Source organism: Fusobacterium varium, from assembly GCA_021531615.1.
GTDB classification, from domain to species: domain Bacteria; phylum Fusobacteriota; class Fusobacteriia; order Fusobacteriales; family Fusobacteriaceae; genus Fusobacterium_A; species Fusobacterium_A varium_C.
Genome location: JADYUE010000002.1, coordinates 24,325 through 40,686, shown reverse-complemented (window position 1 = coordinate 40,686; position 16,362 = coordinate 24,325). Strand labels below are relative to the sequence as shown.

General features: G+C 31.9%; 20 protein-coding genes. 18 read left to right on the top strand and 2 right to left on the bottom strand.

Features of this window, described 5'->3' with window-relative positions:
* Nucleotides 1–141: 141 nt before the first annotated feature.
* Complete coding sequence (locus I6E31_02315) at nucleotides 142–867, top strand: gamma-glutamyl-gamma-aminobutyrate hydrolase family protein (protein MCF2638803.1); 726 nt, start codon at nucleotides 142–144, stop codon at nucleotides 865–867.
* A gap of 37 nt (nucleotides 868–904) precedes the next feature.
* Here the strand turns inward: I6E31_02315 and I6E31_02310 are convergent, their stop codons facing one another.
* The gene (locus tag I6E31_02310; protein MCF2638802.1) at nucleotides 905–2,137 is read right to left on the bottom strand and encodes a hypothetical protein; all 1,233 of its coding nucleotides are present in this window, start codon (nucleotides 2,135–2,137) and stop codon (nucleotides 905–907) included.
* 213 nt (nucleotides 2,138–2,350) lie between these two features.
* A complete protein-coding gene (locus I6E31_02305) occupies nucleotides 2,351–2,956 on the bottom strand; it encodes an HAD family phosphatase (GenBank protein ID MCF2638801.1) in 606 nt (201 codons plus the stop codon).
* A 174-nt stretch (nucleotides 2,957–3,130) separates the two neighbouring features.
* Here I6E31_02305 and I6E31_02300 point away from each other — a divergent pair, with 174 nt between their 5' ends.
* The 17 genes from I6E31_02300 (at nucleotide 3,131) to I6E31_02220 (ending at nucleotide 16,361) form a co-directional block, all read left to right on the top strand.
* Nucleotides 3,131–3,943: an HAD family phosphatase gene (locus I6E31_02300; protein MCF2638800.1), complete on the top strand. Its 813-nt coding sequence runs from the start codon at nucleotides 3,131–3,133 to the stop codon at nucleotides 3,941–3,943.
* Between the two features lie 130 nt (nucleotides 3,944–4,073).
* Nucleotides 4,074–5,612 carry a glutamine-hydrolyzing GMP synthase gene (guaA, locus tag I6E31_02295; GenBank protein ID MCF2638799.1) on the top strand — a complete coding sequence of 513 codons (1,539 nt, stop codon included), beginning with the start codon at nucleotides 4,074–4,076 and terminating at the stop codon, nucleotides 5,610–5,612.
* Between the two features lie 153 nt (nucleotides 5,613–5,765).
* Nucleotides 5,766–6,047, top strand: coding sequence for a hypothetical protein (locus tag I6E31_02290; GenBank protein ID MCF2638798.1), 282 nt, complete (start codon nucleotides 5,766–5,768; stop codon nucleotides 6,045–6,047).
* Between the two features lie 13 nt (nucleotides 6,048–6,060).
* Nucleotides 6,061–6,261 carry a hypothetical protein gene (locus tag I6E31_02285; GenBank protein MCF2638797.1) on the top strand — a complete coding sequence of 67 codons (201 nt, stop codon included), beginning with the start codon at nucleotides 6,061–6,063 and terminating at the stop codon, nucleotides 6,259–6,261.
* 546 nt (nucleotides 6,262–6,807) lie between these two features.
* Nucleotides 6,808–7,929 carry a hypothetical protein gene (locus I6E31_02280; GenBank protein MCF2638796.1) on the top strand — a complete coding sequence of 374 codons (1,122 nt, stop codon included), beginning with the start codon at nucleotides 6,808–6,810 and terminating at the stop codon, nucleotides 7,927–7,929.
* 228 nt (nucleotides 7,930–8,157) lie between these two features.
* Entirely contained in the window at nucleotides 8,158–8,610 is a 453-nt protein-coding gene (locus I6E31_02275) for a hypothetical protein (protein ID MCF2638795.1), read from the top strand.
* Nucleotides 8,607–9,032, top strand: a complete 426-nt coding sequence (locus I6E31_02270; protein MCF2638794.1) for a hypothetical protein — start codon at nucleotides 8,607–8,609, stop codon at nucleotides 9,030–9,032. Before I6E31_02275 ends, I6E31_02270 begins: the two co-directional genes overlap by 4 nt.
* Nucleotides 9,033–9,209: 177 nt before the next feature.
* The gene (locus I6E31_02265; protein ID MCF2638793.1) at nucleotides 9,210–9,659 is read left to right on the top strand and encodes a P27 family phage terminase small subunit; all 450 of its coding nucleotides are present in this window, start codon (nucleotides 9,210–9,212) and stop codon (nucleotides 9,657–9,659) included.
* A complete protein-coding gene (locus tag I6E31_02260; GenBank protein MCF2638792.1) occupies nucleotides 9,656–11,380 on the top strand; it encodes a terminase large subunit in 1,725 nt (574 codons plus the stop codon). The genes I6E31_02265 and I6E31_02260 overlap by 4 nt, the downstream gene beginning before the upstream one ends.
* Nucleotides 11,377–12,669 carry a phage portal protein gene (locus I6E31_02255; protein MCF2638791.1) on the top strand — a complete coding sequence of 431 codons (1,293 nt, stop codon included), beginning with the start codon at nucleotides 11,377–11,379 and terminating at the stop codon, nucleotides 12,667–12,669. Before I6E31_02260 ends, I6E31_02255 begins: the two co-directional genes overlap by 4 nt.
* Nucleotide 12,670: 1 nt before the next feature.
* A complete protein-coding gene (locus I6E31_02250; protein MCF2638790.1) occupies nucleotides 12,671–12,856 on the top strand; it encodes a hypothetical protein in 186 nt (61 codons plus the stop codon).
* Nucleotides 12,853–13,572, top strand: a complete 720-nt coding sequence (locus tag I6E31_02245) for a Clp protease ClpP (GenBank protein ID MCF2638789.1) — start codon at nucleotides 12,853–12,855, stop codon at nucleotides 13,570–13,572. Before I6E31_02250 ends, I6E31_02245 begins: the two co-directional genes overlap by 4 nt.
* Nucleotides 13,572–14,885 carry a phage major capsid protein gene (locus I6E31_02240; protein MCF2638788.1) on the top strand — a complete coding sequence of 438 codons (1,314 nt, stop codon included), beginning with the start codon at nucleotides 13,572–13,574 and terminating at the stop codon, nucleotides 14,883–14,885. Before I6E31_02245 ends, I6E31_02240 begins: the two co-directional genes overlap by 1 nt.
* A 35-nt stretch (nucleotides 14,886–14,920) precedes the next feature.
* Nucleotides 14,921–15,208, top strand: a complete 288-nt coding sequence (locus tag I6E31_02235; GenBank protein MCF2638787.1) for a phage gp6-like head-tail connector protein — start codon at nucleotides 14,921–14,923, stop codon at nucleotides 15,206–15,208.
* A complete protein-coding gene (locus I6E31_02230) occupies nucleotides 15,192–15,512 on the top strand; it encodes a head-tail adaptor protein (GenBank protein MCF2638786.1) in 321 nt (106 codons plus the stop codon). Before I6E31_02235 ends, I6E31_02230 begins: the two co-directional genes overlap by 17 nt.
* A gap of 4 nt (nucleotides 15,513–15,516) precedes the next feature.
* Nucleotides 15,517–15,921: an HK97 gp10 family phage protein gene (locus I6E31_02225; protein MCF2638785.1), complete on the top strand. Its 405-nt coding sequence runs from the start codon at nucleotides 15,517–15,519 to the stop codon at nucleotides 15,919–15,921.
* A gap of 11 nt (nucleotides 15,922–15,932) precedes the next feature.
* Complete coding sequence (locus I6E31_02220; protein MCF2638784.1) at nucleotides 15,933–16,361, top strand: hypothetical protein; 429 nt, start codon at nucleotides 15,933–15,935, stop codon at nucleotides 16,359–16,361.
* Nucleotide 16,362: the final 1 nt, after the last annotated feature.

Genomic DNA, 16,362 nt, shown 5'->3' with positions numbered 1-16,362 from the left:
AAAATACAATAAATATATATTCTTGTTAATAAATTTAAATAAAAATTTATCAATAAAAATATATAAAAGTATTTGTAAAAATTAGTTGATAAGAGTATAGTAATAGTATAAGTAAAAATTAAAAGATTGGGAGGAGTTTAATTGAAGCCGATAATAGGAATAACAACATTTAGGGAAAAAAGAGAAAAAGGAGAATATAATGCAATTAACTTTGGATATGCTGAAGCTGTAATTGCTGCTGGAGGAATACCTTTATTTATACCAATAATATCTGAAGAATTAACTATGGAGATGCTAGAAAGTGATGTTCTAGATGGTGTAATTTTTAGTGGTGGAGAAGATGTAGCACCTAGATACTATGGTGAAGATCCAATTTTACAAATAGCAGGAACTGATACTAAGAGAGATGAGATGGAATTTAAACTTTTAGAAGAAGCTTGTAGAAGAAATATTCCTGTTTTAGGAATTTGTAGAGGACATCAACTAATCAATGTAGCTTTTGATGGAACTCTTTATCAAGATATAGATACTCAAGTACAATCTGCTATGGGACATCACCCTAAAGCTATTAATAGAGATGAACTTTTTCATAGTGTAAGTATAAAAAAAGAATCTTTAATCCACGATATATTTGAAACTGAAAAAATCTATGTAAACTCTTTCCATCATCAAGGAGTTAAAAAACTTGGAAAAGGTTTAAAAGCTACTGCTTTTTCTTGTGAAGGAGTAGTTGAAGCTTTTGAAGCTGTTGATATGAAAGATAGATTTATTTTAGGTATACAATGGCATCCTGAAAATTTAATCAATAGATATCCTGAGTTTTTAGGGATTTTTAAAGCTTTTGTTGCTAGAGCAAAGGAAAGATAATATGATAAAAGGGGCTGTATTGCCCCTTTTTCTTTTACTATTTAAACATTTTAAATTTATTTTCCAATTCAGATGGTAAAGTTTTATAGTAATATTCTAAAATTCTTATACCTGGCTTATAGTTCTTTTCATCAAGTAATAGCCCAAAATATTCATTCTCTATACTTTGAACAGAGAAAAAATCACTTTTTTCAAATATTTGGAATAGTTCTGAAATTATTTCCATTCTCTTTTCTACTGAATAGTTATTACTTTTTCCAACCATTAAAGCTTCCATAAAGAAAGCCTTACTATCCTTATTCTTTTGAAGCTTTTTAGCTCCCTTTCCTAACCAAATTAAAATCTCAAAATTTAGTTTTTCATCTTGTATTCTATCAGCTTCATAATTTATTTTACATTTTTCATAGAATTTCTTTAAAAGTAAAATATCATCAGTTTCTAAAGCTATCTCTATCATATTGCTATATGCTTCAGCTTTATCTTGAGGAGTTTTCCCTTTAGCTAGAGATATAAACTCGCTAGTTGCATGTGAATAATCTCCCATTTTCTTATAAGCTTTCCCTAATAATTTTCTAGTTTCAAATAAGAATTTATCATTTTTAGATTTCTTTATAAGAAGTTGTAAATTTTCAAAAGCTTCCTTGTATTCTCCACATTTAATAAGAGCATATGAATAGTTAAATAGTATATTTTCTAAAATTTCACACCATTTTTCTTTTTCTAATTTATTTTTAAATCTTCTATATGCAAAAACACTTCCCTCATAATCACAAAGTATCTTATTTAATTCAAAAATCTTCAAAAGGCTTTCCTTTATACTTTCTATATCTTTTACTCTGTGCATAGATTTTAAAAGATAGTTTCTTGCTATTCTATACTCTTTTAAACTAAAGAATTTTTCAAATAATTGTAAACAATAATTTACTCTATCTGCATCATTTATCTCATAAAGAGCTTCTTCAATATCCCAAATAATCTCTTTTGAAGAGATATTATCTCTTTTTAGAATATCTTTAAAAAACTCTATTGCCTGTTGCTCCTTAGTTTTCATTAACTCTTCAACTTTAATAGAATCTTTAATTCCCCTCTCTTTTAAAATTCTATTAAAATTCTTACATAGTAATTTTGCTGTTTTCTCAGTTAATGATCTCTTTCCTATTTCAATCATTCCTAAAAAAACTCTTGTGATATCTTCCCCTACTAACTCCCCTTGAGTAATTTTATGTTTCTTTCTAAAAGCCAGTAGTTTTTCTTCTGGTGATAAAAACATTTTTCTTCCCCCTTAATTACAAATGAATTATTCTCAATTACAGACGTAAAATACAACTTTTCTGTATTATACTATAAAAAATATTTTTTGTGTATCAAAAAAATTAATTTTATATTGAAATATAAATTCAACTTGTTATTAAAAATAGGAATGATTAAATAAAAAAATCAAAATCATAAAAAAACATCAGTATTTTTTATAAAACAATTATTTTTAGATTTTTATTCCCTTATCTTTTAAAAGAACTTTTAAATTTTTAAAATCAGGAAGATGGATCCCATCTATATTAACTTCCTTTGCTCCCTTGATATTTGCTTCTATATCATCAATAAAAATAGTTTCACTTGGAATTAGGTTATATTTATTTAAAATAGTTTCATATATAGCTCTCTCTGGCTTAATATAGTGATAGTAGCAAGAAACTACATCTCCATCAAACTCCCTTATAAAATCCCAATTTTCTCTAATATATTCAAAGGCTGGCTGATGAAAATTTGAAAGAATATACACATTGTATCCATTATTTTTCAATTTTCTCATAATCTCAACATTCTCCTCTATTGGTGATATACAAGAAGAGATATTCTCTCTAAATAGTTTCTCTATACTCTCCTTCTCTTCTGGAACTCTTTTAGTAAAAACTTCAATAGCATCTTCATATGATAAAGTTCCTCTATCTAACTCTAACCAATCTTTACTTTTAAAAATATTTATAATAAAATCTTCCTGATTCTCCTTTTTTACATATTTATTTAAAAAATTTTCAGGTGAGTATTTAACTAATACATTTCCTAAGTCAAATATAATATTTTTTATCATAACTGCCTCCACATAAATTTTTTATTTTTATTATAGCACAACACTTTCTTTAAAACACTATTTAAAATAATTTTGCATTTTCCACCTCAATAGAATTATTTAAATTCAATATAAAAAGTGATATAATATCCACATAAAAAGCATCTATTTTGATTTGATACGAGAGGTGGTAAAATGAAATTAAAAGCTATTGCATTAGATTTAGATGGAACATTGTTGACAAGTGATAAGAAAATATCTGAAACAAACAGAGAGGTATTAAAAGAGTTAAATAGAAGAGGTGTTAAAATTTTTCTAGTTACAGGAAGAACATATTTAGCTACTAAGCCTTATGCTTTAGATTTAGATGCTGGTGGTGTAGTTATTGCTTATAATGGAGCAAAGGTAGTGGACTATGAAAATGATAGGGTAATTTTTGAACTTCCTTTAGAAGCTGATCATGTAAAAGAGTTAATAAGAATAAGTAAGAGATTGGGAGTTCCTTTAAATCTTTATCAAAATAATGAATGGTATGTTGAGGATTCTTCAAGAAGAGAGGTTATCAGATATGGTAGTGAAAGAGATATGATACCTATTGAGAAAGATTTCTATGATTTTGATGATTATAAGATGACAAAATCAGTTTTTTTAGGAACAGATGAAGAACCTGAAACTTTAGAAAGAGTACATAGAGAGGTACAAAAAGTATTAGGTGATAAAGTTTATACTGCTAAATCAACAGATATCCTATATGAAGTTTTAAACAGAGAAGTCAATAAAGGATTAGTTTTAAAAAGAGTATTAAAAACTTATGGTATCTCTCCTGAAGAGTGTGTAGCCTTTGGTGATGCTACTAATGATATAGAGATGCTTAGAGCTGTTAAATATGGGGTTGCTATGGGAAATGCCACAAGAGAAGTAAAGGCAAGTGTAGATTATATTACTGATACCAATGATAACAATGGAGTAGCTAAATTTTTAAAAAAATATTTTTTTGACAGAGATTAGGTTTTATGGTAAAATTTCATAATAAAGCAAATATTAATATTTGATGTATAATTGTAGAAAATGATATTTGTTTTTAATTTGGTAAAACAAGGAGCATTTTTGCTCCTTTTATTTTAAATTGGAGGTTTTTATGAAAGAAAATAGTATTATAATACTGGACTTTGGTTCTCAATACAATCAATTGATTGCTAGAAGAGTCAGAGAAATGGGTGTTTATGCTGAAGTTGTTCCTTACTTCGAACCTTTAGATAAGATCCTAGCTAGAAAACCTAAAGGAATAATTCTTTCTGGAGGACCTGCTTCTGTTTATGCTGAAGGAGCTCCTACTATTGATAAAGATCTATTCTACAAAGGTATCCCAGTTCTTGGAATCTGTTACGGAATGCAATTAACTACTCACCTAATGGGTGGAGAAGTTGCAAGAGCTGACAAACAAGAGTTTGGTAAAGCTGAACTTATCATCGACTGTCCTGACAGCCCTCTATTCGAAGGAGTACCTAATAACTCTAAAGTTTGGATGAGTCATAATGACCATGTAACTAAAATGGCTCCTGGATATGTTCAAATCGGACATACTACTTCTTGTGTAGCTGCTACTTACAACAAAGATATCAATTCTTACTGTATCCAATTCCATGCTGAAGTTACTCACTCTGAATATGGAACACAAATTTTAAGAAACTTTGTATTCAATATTGCTAAATGTGAACAAAACTGGTCTATGGGTAACTACATAGAAGAAACTATTAAAAGTATAAGAGAAACTGTAGGAGATAAAAAAGTTCTTCTAGGACTTTCAGGAGGAGTTGACTCTTCTGTTGCTGCTACTCTTATCCACAAAGCAATTGGAGATCAATTAACTTGTATCTTCGTTGATACTGGACTTTTAAGAAAAGATGAAGCTAAAAAAGTTATGGAAGTTTATGGTGAAAATTTCCATATGAACATCAAATGTATAGATGCTGAAGAAAGATTCCTTTCTAAACTTGCAGGAGTTTCTGATCCTGAAAAGAAAAGAAAAATAATTGGAAAAGAATTTATCGAAGTATTTGATGAAGAAGCTGGAAAACTTACAGATGTAGAATTCTTAGCTCAAGGAACTATCTATCCTGACGTTATTGAATCTATGTCAGTAAAAGGACCTTCAATGACTATTAAATCTCACCACAATGTTGGTGGACTTCCTGAAGATATGAAGTTCAAACTTCTTGAACCATTAAGAGAGCTTTTCAAAGATGAAGTTAGAAAAGTTGGAAGAGAGTTAGGAATCCCTGATCACATGATCGATAGACATCCATTCCCAGGACCTGGACTAGGAATTAGAATTCTTGGTGAAGTCGATAAAGAGAAAGCTGATATTTTAAGAGAAGCTGACGATATATTCATCGAAGAGTTAAGAGCTGCTGATCTTTACAATAAAGTTAGCCAAGCTTTCGTTGTGCTTCTACCTGTTAAATCAGTTGGAGTTATGGGAGATGAAAGAACATATGAATACACTGCAGTTTTAAGATCTGCTAACACAATTGACTTTATGACTGCTACTTGGTCACACCTTCCATTTGAATTCTTAGAAAGAGTTTCAAATAGAATCTTAAATGAGGTTAAAGGAATTAACAGATTGACTTATGACATCTCTAGTAAGCCACCTGCAACAATAGAGTGGGAATAAAAGAAAAATCTCGCAAACGCTGGAAAAATCAGACGTCAAAAAATAAAAAAGCTCGTTTGGGCTTAAATTGGACTTAATCAAAATTAACTTGCTTTTATGAGTGGAAGACATTCCACTCTTTTTTTAAAACAAAAATAAAAAAGGTGGTTAAAAGTGACTAGAGAAGAGTTTGAAAAACGCTTAAAAGAAAGATTAAAAAACGCTACTAATGACTACAAAAAGGAACTTGAAAAAATAAAAGAAGATAAAATTGAAGATACGCTAGATTTATACTTGCGTGACAAAAAAATAAAAATTTTAAATTTTAAACTAATCAATAGAATAATGTCAGAAAATAACGCAGATATAACAAGTGTAAGTCCAAAAAATATTAAAGGAATTGCGAAATATAATGAAATTTACGATGTGGAATTTGAAATAAATTTTAACGAGTAAAAGAGGCGATAAAATGATTAAAGAAAAGTTTTTAATGGAGATTTCACTAGATGCAAGAGTTGAATATATAGTGTATACTAGAGGGTATTATAAGTTGTCGTTAAAAGAAAAATACGCCTCAACTTATAAAAATGGCAACCTAACTAGCATCTTTTACGTTACAAAACAAAAAGAAGTAAGAGAAATAATAGATAAAATTGTAGAAAGAGCATAAATAGTGCTCTTTTTTTTATGAAGTTAGCAAAATAAAAAACTGTACTATACATAGTACACTTTTTTTATGCCCCTCTTTTTTTTAGTGTAAAAATATGATATTCTATTTATACAAAGAAAGTGGAAAGGGGGACAGCACAAAAAAAGAATTGACTTTTTTAGAAAGTATGTGCTAATATTAAAATGCAAATAGAGATAATAAAAGAAAAAATGAAAAACAAAAAAACTAGATGCAATAAGTGCAGGAACTTTCTATTTTCAACCGATGACAGCGGTTATTTGCACTTTAGAGAGGGCTTGAGCATATCCAGCAACGGTATTGAGTTTAAAATAAAATGCAGTTGTGGAGAAGTAACGAAAGTAAAATTAAGATAACAATTAAATGTACCGTAAAACTCGAAATAGGGAGTTGAGGCTTGTAGCGATGCAGGTCTTAACTCCCTTTATTTTTTGTAAAATTTTTGGTTGAGCTATAAATATAACTAGAGCAGGCTCGGGAAAGGGGTAGGCGATTTTACAAAAAAAATAGAAAAGGTGGTGTTTAAAGTTGATAGTCGAAACATCAAGGATCGAAAGAATAGGTATCGATAGAATAGTTTTAAACAACTTTAAAGTAGAGAACTTTTTAGAGCTGGAAAAGAAAAAGATTATCAAACAGGGCGAAACGATAGAAAGATTTGAATGTAATGACAATAATTATTCTTTGACATATTCAATGATAAAAAATGAAAGTGGAGAGTATAATATCGCCACGCTTGAGTTTAATCCTAACAAAATTAAAGAGGGGCATAATTTGTATAATTCAACAGTGAAAGATGTAAAAATTTCACTTGATAAAATTGTAAAAGAAATGGCGATAAAAGGTGTATTTTTAGACTTAGAAGAGGCAAAAATCAAAGAACTAGAGATAAATTCAACATTAAATATGTCATTTTTAGACTTACAAGATGTAATTATGCTTGTAGGACGTGCAAACTATCAAAAAGCACTTGGGTTATATAGTTTTAATGCTGAAAGTATACCAAATAAAATCCGCAGAGATAGAAACCTCTACATCAATACTAAAAATGCCGATTTCAAAAAAGAAAATCGAGGGAAAGTCATTAAGATTTATGACAAGAGTTTTGAAATGTTGATTAATCAAGGTATAGAAATAGATACAGAGGTTACAAGGGTAGAGGTACTACTTGGGCGTGATTATTATAAGTATGTAACAGAAAAAAGACAAATAGATAATAGTTTGAAAACATTTTTAAGTGTTGATATTATCAAAGATTTATTCCAAGAGGCATTAAGGGTCGAAATAAAAGAAAGACCCTTTAAGGAGCTGGAGAAAATAAAGAAAAATCTTTCTTACGAATTTAAAAATTTTAAAAGAAATGAAAAAGTAAAAAGAGAGTTGAGAGAAAAACTAAAAATACACAATAAAGATATACCGGAACATTTGAAAGAGGAAAGGGGTATTTTTAAATACCTCGAACAAAATAGTTGGATATTTGATTTTAAATTTTTGTTAGAGATTACAAAAGAAAATATACCCTCTAAGCATCACACGACTTATGAAAAACAGATTATTAAAAAATATGTAGATGTTAAAAATTATGATGTCTATATATTTTTTTTAAAAAAGATTTTTGAGGATTTTTTTTTGCCAACTAAAACATTTTAGTTGGTCGAAAGAAATTGGGCATAAACTCATAAAAAATAAATATTTATAGCAGGAAAAAGCAAAATTAAAAAATAGCTTTTTTTGCTACGGTTTATTAAGTGTGAAAAGTGGTACTTATTTTTATATTTTTTTTATCTTTGTTTTAATAAAAATAGGAGAGTGATAGAAATAGCTTTGACAAAGTCGAAAGAGTTTGAAATAAGATTACGATATGAACTAGGCGAAGATTTGAGCAAATTAGCTCTTGTGTACAAAGTACCTCTATCAACTTTAAAAAAAAGAAAGAAACTTGCGGAAGTAAAAGGGGACGCTTGGGTCAAAGGCATCAGAAGTAAGATAGCTTATGAAACTTTTGTTGAAAGAGATGAGCAGAGTAAAAGAGAATTAAGACAGATGATAAGTGAAAAAGCTAGAGAAGAGGCAGACGTGTTGCAAGAGCTTATTGACAACACATATAAAAAGCCCGATGCGAAACTGTTAGATGATAAAGTTGAAAAAGCAGTTAAGGTCAGAGCGGAGAGAATAGAAAAGATGTTGCAATTAAGACGTAACATCGAGGAGATGCCAACCATTCGGGAAGAGTACGAACTGAAAAAAATCAAACTAGAAAATGAGTTGAAAAAGATAGAGGTAGAAACAAAAAAGCTAGAGCTTGAGGAGTTAAAGGAGTTTTCAAAATGATATTGAAACAATGCCCACGTTGTAAGAAGTTACATTCAATCACAGTAGAATGTCCGAATAAGTGTTTTGAACATCTGAAAAAAGAAAGTGATAGATACTACGATAAACACAAGAGGAAAAATAAAGAGGTATACAACAATAAAAAGTGGGAACTTACAAGACAAAGAAGTTTAGCAACAAGTGATAATATATGTCTTTATACTCTGTATAAATATAATCGTATTGTACCAGCAACGCTTGTGCATCACATTATTGAAGTAGAGAGCAATAAAAAGTTGATATATGACTTAGATAATTTGATACCGCTAAGTGATACAGCACATAGAGAAGTACATAGAAGATATAAGAGCGAGAACATCGAGCAAGTACAAGAGGAGTTAAGACAGTATAAGCAACTTTACCAAGCGGGTAGGGGGGTATGAAAAAGTTTTTGACGAAGTGCTGGACACCGCATCGGTTAGTTTTCTTTTCGCAAAATTCCCAATAGAAAAAAATGAGGTGGTAAATGAAAAGTGGATATTTTTTAGTAATGACAATAGCCTTGATAGTTTTGTCGTATATGGATGGAATAATAAATAAATAGTGAGGTGTAAAGCAGTATGGGAGCTAGAAAACCGCTGGAGTTGCAAACTAAGCATCTCACAAAAGTGGAAAAAGAAAAGAAAAAGATAGAGGAGAGCATCATCTTTGATAAAGATGCTTTAAAAAATAAGCCGGATTGGCTAGTTGATGAAGTAGCCCGCGAGGAGTGGGACAGGCTGGTAAATGAGTTTGGCAAAAACTCTCTTATATGTAATTTAGATTATAACAACTTAGGAGCTTATTGCAACGCTTTTGCCAAGTGGGTAAAAGCATCTCAAAAAGTAGGTTTAAAAATAGTGATAGGTAAACAGTCAAATCCTTATGTCAATTTAGAATTAAAATATTCAGAAGAGATGAGGAAGTACGCGACGTTACTAGGAATGACCACAGAGGGAAAACTTAAATTAAAAGGCATAAAGACAGAAAGTAAAGAGAGTGAAGTAATAAGCGAGTTTGGAGATATATGACTATCTTAGAAGAGTTAAAAAAATATGCTGATGATTGTATAAATGATAGGATTGTAAGCTGTAAAAAGCACAAATGGGCTTGTATGAGGTTTTTGAGAGATTTAGAAAGAGAAAACTATAAGTACCGCTGGAACGAGGAGAAAGCACAGCGGATAGTCAAATGGTTTACATATTTAAGGCACTCAAAAGGAATACTTGCAGGGCAACCTATAAATCTTACAACTTGGCAAAAATTCATATTGTGTCAAGTTTACGGCTGGGAAGATGTGGACGGAATAAGAAGATTTAAAAAGGCTTTTACCGAAGTAGCGAGAAAAAATGCTAAAACTCAAATGCAAGCAGGTAGTCTTTTATACGAGATTTCAGTAGTAGCAACTAAAAACAGAGAGATTGCCGAAACCTTTTGCGCTGGAACTAAAAGAGAACAGTCGAAATTATTGTTTAATGAGGCACAAAATATGCTTAAAGGTAGTATTTTATCGCCTAAATTCAAGATTACAAGGGATAAGATAATACATATTAAAAGTAATTCATTTCTAGCACCATTAAGCAAACAAGACGGAAAAAATGGGGACGGAACAAACCCAGCGGTTTTGGTTTTAGATGAGTACCACCAACACCCCACGACCGAGTTTTATGATTTGGGGCTGGGTAGTAACTCAAAAGAGCCTTTGCTTTTTATTATCACGACCGCTGGCGTTGATTTAGATGTACCGTGCTATACTCAAGAGTACACATATTGCTCTGATGTTCTCAACCCTCATACCGACACTGTAAATGAAGAGTACTTTATAGATATTTGTGAGGCTGATACTGATGATGAGGTTGCATCGCTGGACACGTGGAGAAAAGCAAATCCTATCAGAGCGTATTATCAAGAGGGTGTGGAAAAACTAAGTTCAGATTTTAAGATTGCAAAAGAGATACCCGAAAAGATGACAGCATTTAAAACTAAATGCTTAAATATGTGGCTTAATAAAAAGGCAGACGGGTATATGGATATGGCAAAATGGAAAGCTTGCGAGGTGGAGAAAATACCTTTTGAAATAAAAGGACAAGAGGTATACGTTGGTTTTGATATGTCGGCAAAAATAGACTTAACATCAGTAAGTTTTGTAATACCGGTACAAGTAAACGGCGTGGCTCAATATGCAATATTTAGTCATTCTTTTATACCAAACTATGAAAAATTAAAAGAACGTATGGCAGTTGACAAAATGCCATATGATAGCTGGGTAGAGCGCGGATATATTACTGTTACTGATACGCCTATCGTAGACCAAGACGCAGTAATTGAGTATGTTTTTAATTTTTGCAAAGAAAATAATTTTAAAATAAAAAATCTATGTTTTGACCCCGCAAATGCCTCTAAAATGATGATGGAGTTAGAGAAAAAAGGTTATGAGTGTGTTGAGGTTTACCAAAGTTATAAATCTTTAAATGAAAGTACCGCAGGATTTAGGGAACAAGTATATTCAAGTAATGTATTTTACCTATATAACCCGGTTTTAAATTTCGCAGTCAATAACGCAATGATAAGAACAAATGGCGGACTTATCAAAATAGATAAAGATATAACTCATAAGCGTATTGACCCACTTATTGCGGTTTTAGGAGCGTTTAAGCTAGCACAGTACCACGAGTTCATACTTGATTTAAGTAAGTACAGAACACCGGACTATTTAATGAAATTATACAAGGGGGGAGATAAGACTGAATGAAATTGACTGATAGAATAAAAAAAGCTTTCAACAGGACAAGAGAAACAAATGCCCCTAAAGGAACACGAAAAGAGATAGGGCTAGAAGACCTACAAAATTATACTTATACAATCGGGGGTATTGATTTAAAAGACGTTGCTAACTCGCCGGACTATTCCGAAATGATTTATTTTATATGTTTGAAACATTTATCAGAAACGATGAGTAAAATGTCGTGGGAGAAAAGAAAGGTTACAAAAGAACAGGGTAGAGAAAAGATATTTGATAATAAACTAGATTTATTATTGAATGTCAAACCAAACCCCTACTTAACAGCCTCACAATTTTGGGCAACAATAGAGCTTAATAAACTACATTTTGGAAATGCTTATGTGTGGATTGAAACAGATACAAAAGGATATATTAAGCATTTATGGCAGTTGCCGTCAAAAAATATGGAAGTTTGGGTTGATGATAAAGGTATATTTGAGAGTGATGAGGGGATTTGGTATGTGTGGACAGATGCGAGAACAGGTAAAAGGTATAGATTTTGTAAAGATGAAATTATACACTTTAAAACCCCGTTTTCTTTTGACGGTTTAGTCGGTATGCCGGTCAGAGAAGTACTAAAAACTCAAATAAATACAAATAAGCACGCAGAGGCGTTTTTGAATAAATTTTACAAATCCGGAATGTATGGGTCAAAATTACTTGTACACTATACCGGTCAATTAGATAACGCATCAGAAATGGCGTTAGTAAGTGAAATTGAAAAGTTTGCAGAAAAAACAGGTAATGGGAAAATAATGCCTTTGCCTTTAGGATTTCAAGCGGTCGTATTAGATATGAAATTAGCAGATGCACAATTTTTTGAAAACAATAAATTGACAGCGTTGCAGATAGCTGGGGCGTTTGGAATTAAGCCGAACGTCATCAACGATTATAGCAAGTCATCATATAGTAATAGTGAGAGCCAGCAACTAGATTTTTACGTAAATACATTACAGCCACTTTTTAAGAGCTATGAGCAGGAAATGACAAGCAAATTATTGCGTAGTGATGAAATGCAAAAAGGTATGAGATTAAATATCAATGAAAAAATACTATTCAAAATGGATAGCAAGACACAATCAGAAGTTATTACAACATACCTCAATAATTTTGCTATGACTGTAAATGAGGCACGGGAAGAGCTAGATTTACCGTATATAAGCGAAGAGAAAGGCGGAAACAAGCTGATAGGTAACGGAAATGCTATCACGCTTGATAAAGCAGGAGTACAGTATAAAGAGGGAGAAAAGGGGGTGTAAAATGATGATGAAAACAGAAGTTGATATGTACGGTAGACGTAGTTTGTTTATGAGTGCAGAGGAACGAGAAGAGGCGCGAAAAATACGAGAGATAGAAAGGCGTTGTAAAACTGAACTCAAATTAGAAGTGGAAATGTATGGAAAAACACTTGCGTTTGTAAAAATGATGAGGAGGCGTAAAAAATAAAAGATTTCAAAGTATTAAAAGCAAGAGCTAAGGGCAATAATATTGTTGAGGTAGATATATACGGAGATATTATCGCAACCGAGAGCGAGCAAACGAGCTATGAAGATGTAACACCGCTATATATAAAAGATTTTTTAGCGTATGCAGGCAATAGAGAGCTTGACATCAATATAAACTCACTAGGCGGAGATGTCAATGCTGGAATTGCTATATATAATATGTTAAAAAACTACCCTAACACTAAAAGGGTATACATAGATGGGATAGCTGGCTCGATTTCGTCAGTAATTGCTATGGCAGGCGATGAGATATATATAGCTGATAATGCTCAACTAATGATACACAGGGCGTGGTGTGTACAGGCTGGAAACTCACAAGATATGCAAAAAGCGGTTGAGTTTTTAAATAAGCTTGATGATATTATAGCTGATGTCTATATGACAAAGGTTATAAAAAAAGATATGACAAGATATGATATATTGAGAATGATGACAGATGAAACGTGGCTTACAGGTATAGAGGCATCACAAATATTTGATGTTAAGCTCTCAGGAGCAAAACAAGTATATGCTAAAGCTGGAGATGTTAGCAGGTTAAAAAATATGCCGGACAATGTGAAAGCTATGTTATCAAATGGACAAAGAGAAAATGAGAAACAACTAGAGGTTGAAAAGGAAAAGTTAAACTTATTATTAATTACAAAAGGGGGCATCTAATGAAAACAAAAGATGAGATTAAACAAAGGATAACAGAATTAAAGGCACAAGCTAAAGTTTTAATGGACAAAGAGGGAGCGACACCGGAAGAGTTAAAGCAAATAAGAAGAGAAATTGAGGCGGAAAACGAAAAACTAGAAGTGTTATCGGCGATGGATAAAGTACAAGCAGGACAGGCAGGAAAAAGAATAGACTTGCCACAAGATGAGGATGCAGAAAAGGCATATAAAAAAGCTTTTTTCAATATGGTAAGAGGGAAAAATACACTTGCTAATGATGAAATTTTAACAGCTAAAAATAAGCTATCATCATCATCGGGAGAGGACGGGGGATACTTAATACCTAACGACCAGCAAACAGCTATTAATGAGCTAAAAAAGCATACTTTCGCATTTAGAGATTATATAACAATTGAGCCTGTAACAACGATGACAGGGTCAAGAGTGATGGAAAAAGATGCGGAAGATGAGGGATTTGCTGATATAACAAGCGGTGGAGAAATAGCAGATGTTACATCGCCTAAGTTTGTTAATATACCATATTCAATAAAAGATTATGGGGGAATATTACCAATTCCTAATAACTTAAAAAATGACAGTGATGTAAATTTAGAAAAATATATCAATAAATGGTTAGCGAGAAAAACAAATACAACAGAGAATAGAGAGGTATTAAAAATACTAAACGCTATTGCGTCGCCTACACCTGTTAAGACGGTTGATGATTTAAAAATGGCTATTAATACAAAGATAAACGCTGTATTTAAACCAACACTTAAAGTTTATATGAACTCTGATGCGTTTACTCATTTTTCAAAAGAAAAAGACGCGATAGGTAGATACTTGCTTGAAAGCGACCCGAAAAGAGCGACAGGCAAAATGATTGATAGTGTGCCGGTTGTGGAAGTGCCTAACGAAGTTATGAAAACAGAGGGGCAAAAAGCAAAAATTTTCATAGGAGATATGGAAGAGTTTATAACGCTATTCGATAGACAGGCGATGACGCTATTGTCTACTCAAACGGGGGGAGATAGTTTTAAGACAAATACAACAGGGCTAAGAGCTATCACAAGATTTGATGTTCAAAAATTTGATGAAAGGGCAATGATAGCTTGTGAGCTAGACTTTTCAGCAATAGAGGCAGTAAATGAACTTAGCGAAAGTGTTGACTTAGATGTTTTAATTGAGCAACTTGTAGAGGAGAAATTGATAAAATTACAACAAGAGAAAGAAGTAGAAGAGGAACAAACAGAAAGCAAGGCATCAACAGAAGCAGAGGGAGAGCAAAAAGGGGGAACTACTAAGAAAAAATAATTTCGCAAGCTTGCGAAAATGAAAAGAGGTGCTAAATGAGTTTAGAACTAGAAGAGGTTAAAAAGTATTTAAGGGTTGATACTGATGACGAAGATGACACAATACAACACTTAATAGAATTTAGCCGGGAAGAGATAGAAAACAGTACAGGAGATGACGGGAAAAACCCGTCAAAATCCTACAAAATGGCACAATTATTAATAATCGCTGATAGGTTTGAGACGCGGACAAGCGAAGAGAAAGAACAAAGAACAAATACCGTTTTGGACAAATTGCTATTAAAAATAAAAATGGGGGTGGCAAAGAATGTCACTCGCAAGTAAGTTGAAAAATAGAATTGAAATATATAGACGTACCCTTGTAGCTGGAAAGCTTGGAGATACTTTTGAAGATACCTTACTTAAAAAAGTATGGGCAGATATAGTGCCAGCGGGTGCAGGTGTAAAGGGAGCGGAGGCAGAAACCGAAAGGGTCGAAAACAAATTTAAAATAATAATTAGAAAAACAGATATCGAACATACAGACTATATTATGTTTGAGGGCGAGAAATATGAGATAAATCATATTATTAGAAATTTTAACACTAATAACTACCTTGAAGTATATGCAACACTTATAAGGAGATAAATTGATGAGTGATTTTGATGATTATGAAAAAAGTCTATTAAAATTAAACGAGGCTTTGACAAATACAGAGGCGAGAAAGTTTTTAAAAAAGCAAGGTAAAGCTTTACAAAAAAAGACCTTAGAAGTGGCACAAAGAAAGACAAAAAAGAGGACAGGAAACTATATCAGAGGGATAAAAGCTGGTAAAGTATATAAATTTGATGGTGCTTTTGCTTGTAGGGTGTACTCAAAAGCCCCACACGCTCATTTAATTGAGTACGGTCATAAGATAGTGACTAAAAGTGGAGAGGTAAAAGGTTATCAAAGGGGCTTAAATGTATTTGATGATGCAAAAAAAGCCTTTGAAGATGAATTTATAGAGGCGCTGGAAAATTACGTTGATGAAGTTTGCAAAAAAAATGGATTTTAAAGGGAGCTGATATGCTTACAATAACAGATATAACAGCTAAAATAATTGAAAAACTAAGAGAATTAAACTGTCCTATTATGAGTAAAGATGTTAAAGAGGGGTATGATAAGCAAACCTTATATATTTATTTTGATGAGATAAAAAGCAATGATTATATGCAGAAATTCATTGAAAGAAAAATAAGTGTAGCAACTGTATATTTTCCCGCAGATGATAGAAAAAATACTTTTGAGCTTTTAGAAGTTCAAGAGGAATTGACACAAATGTTTGTGTCGAATAGTAATTTTTCTTTAAGTGACGATGTTTGCGGGCAAATATCAGAAGTACGAACTAATATTCGTGATGGAGTTTTAACTTTTGACTTTAATATGTATGTATTTGAGGCATATGATGAGCAACCGCACGAATTAATGCAAGATTTAGAAGTAAAGGGGGAATAAA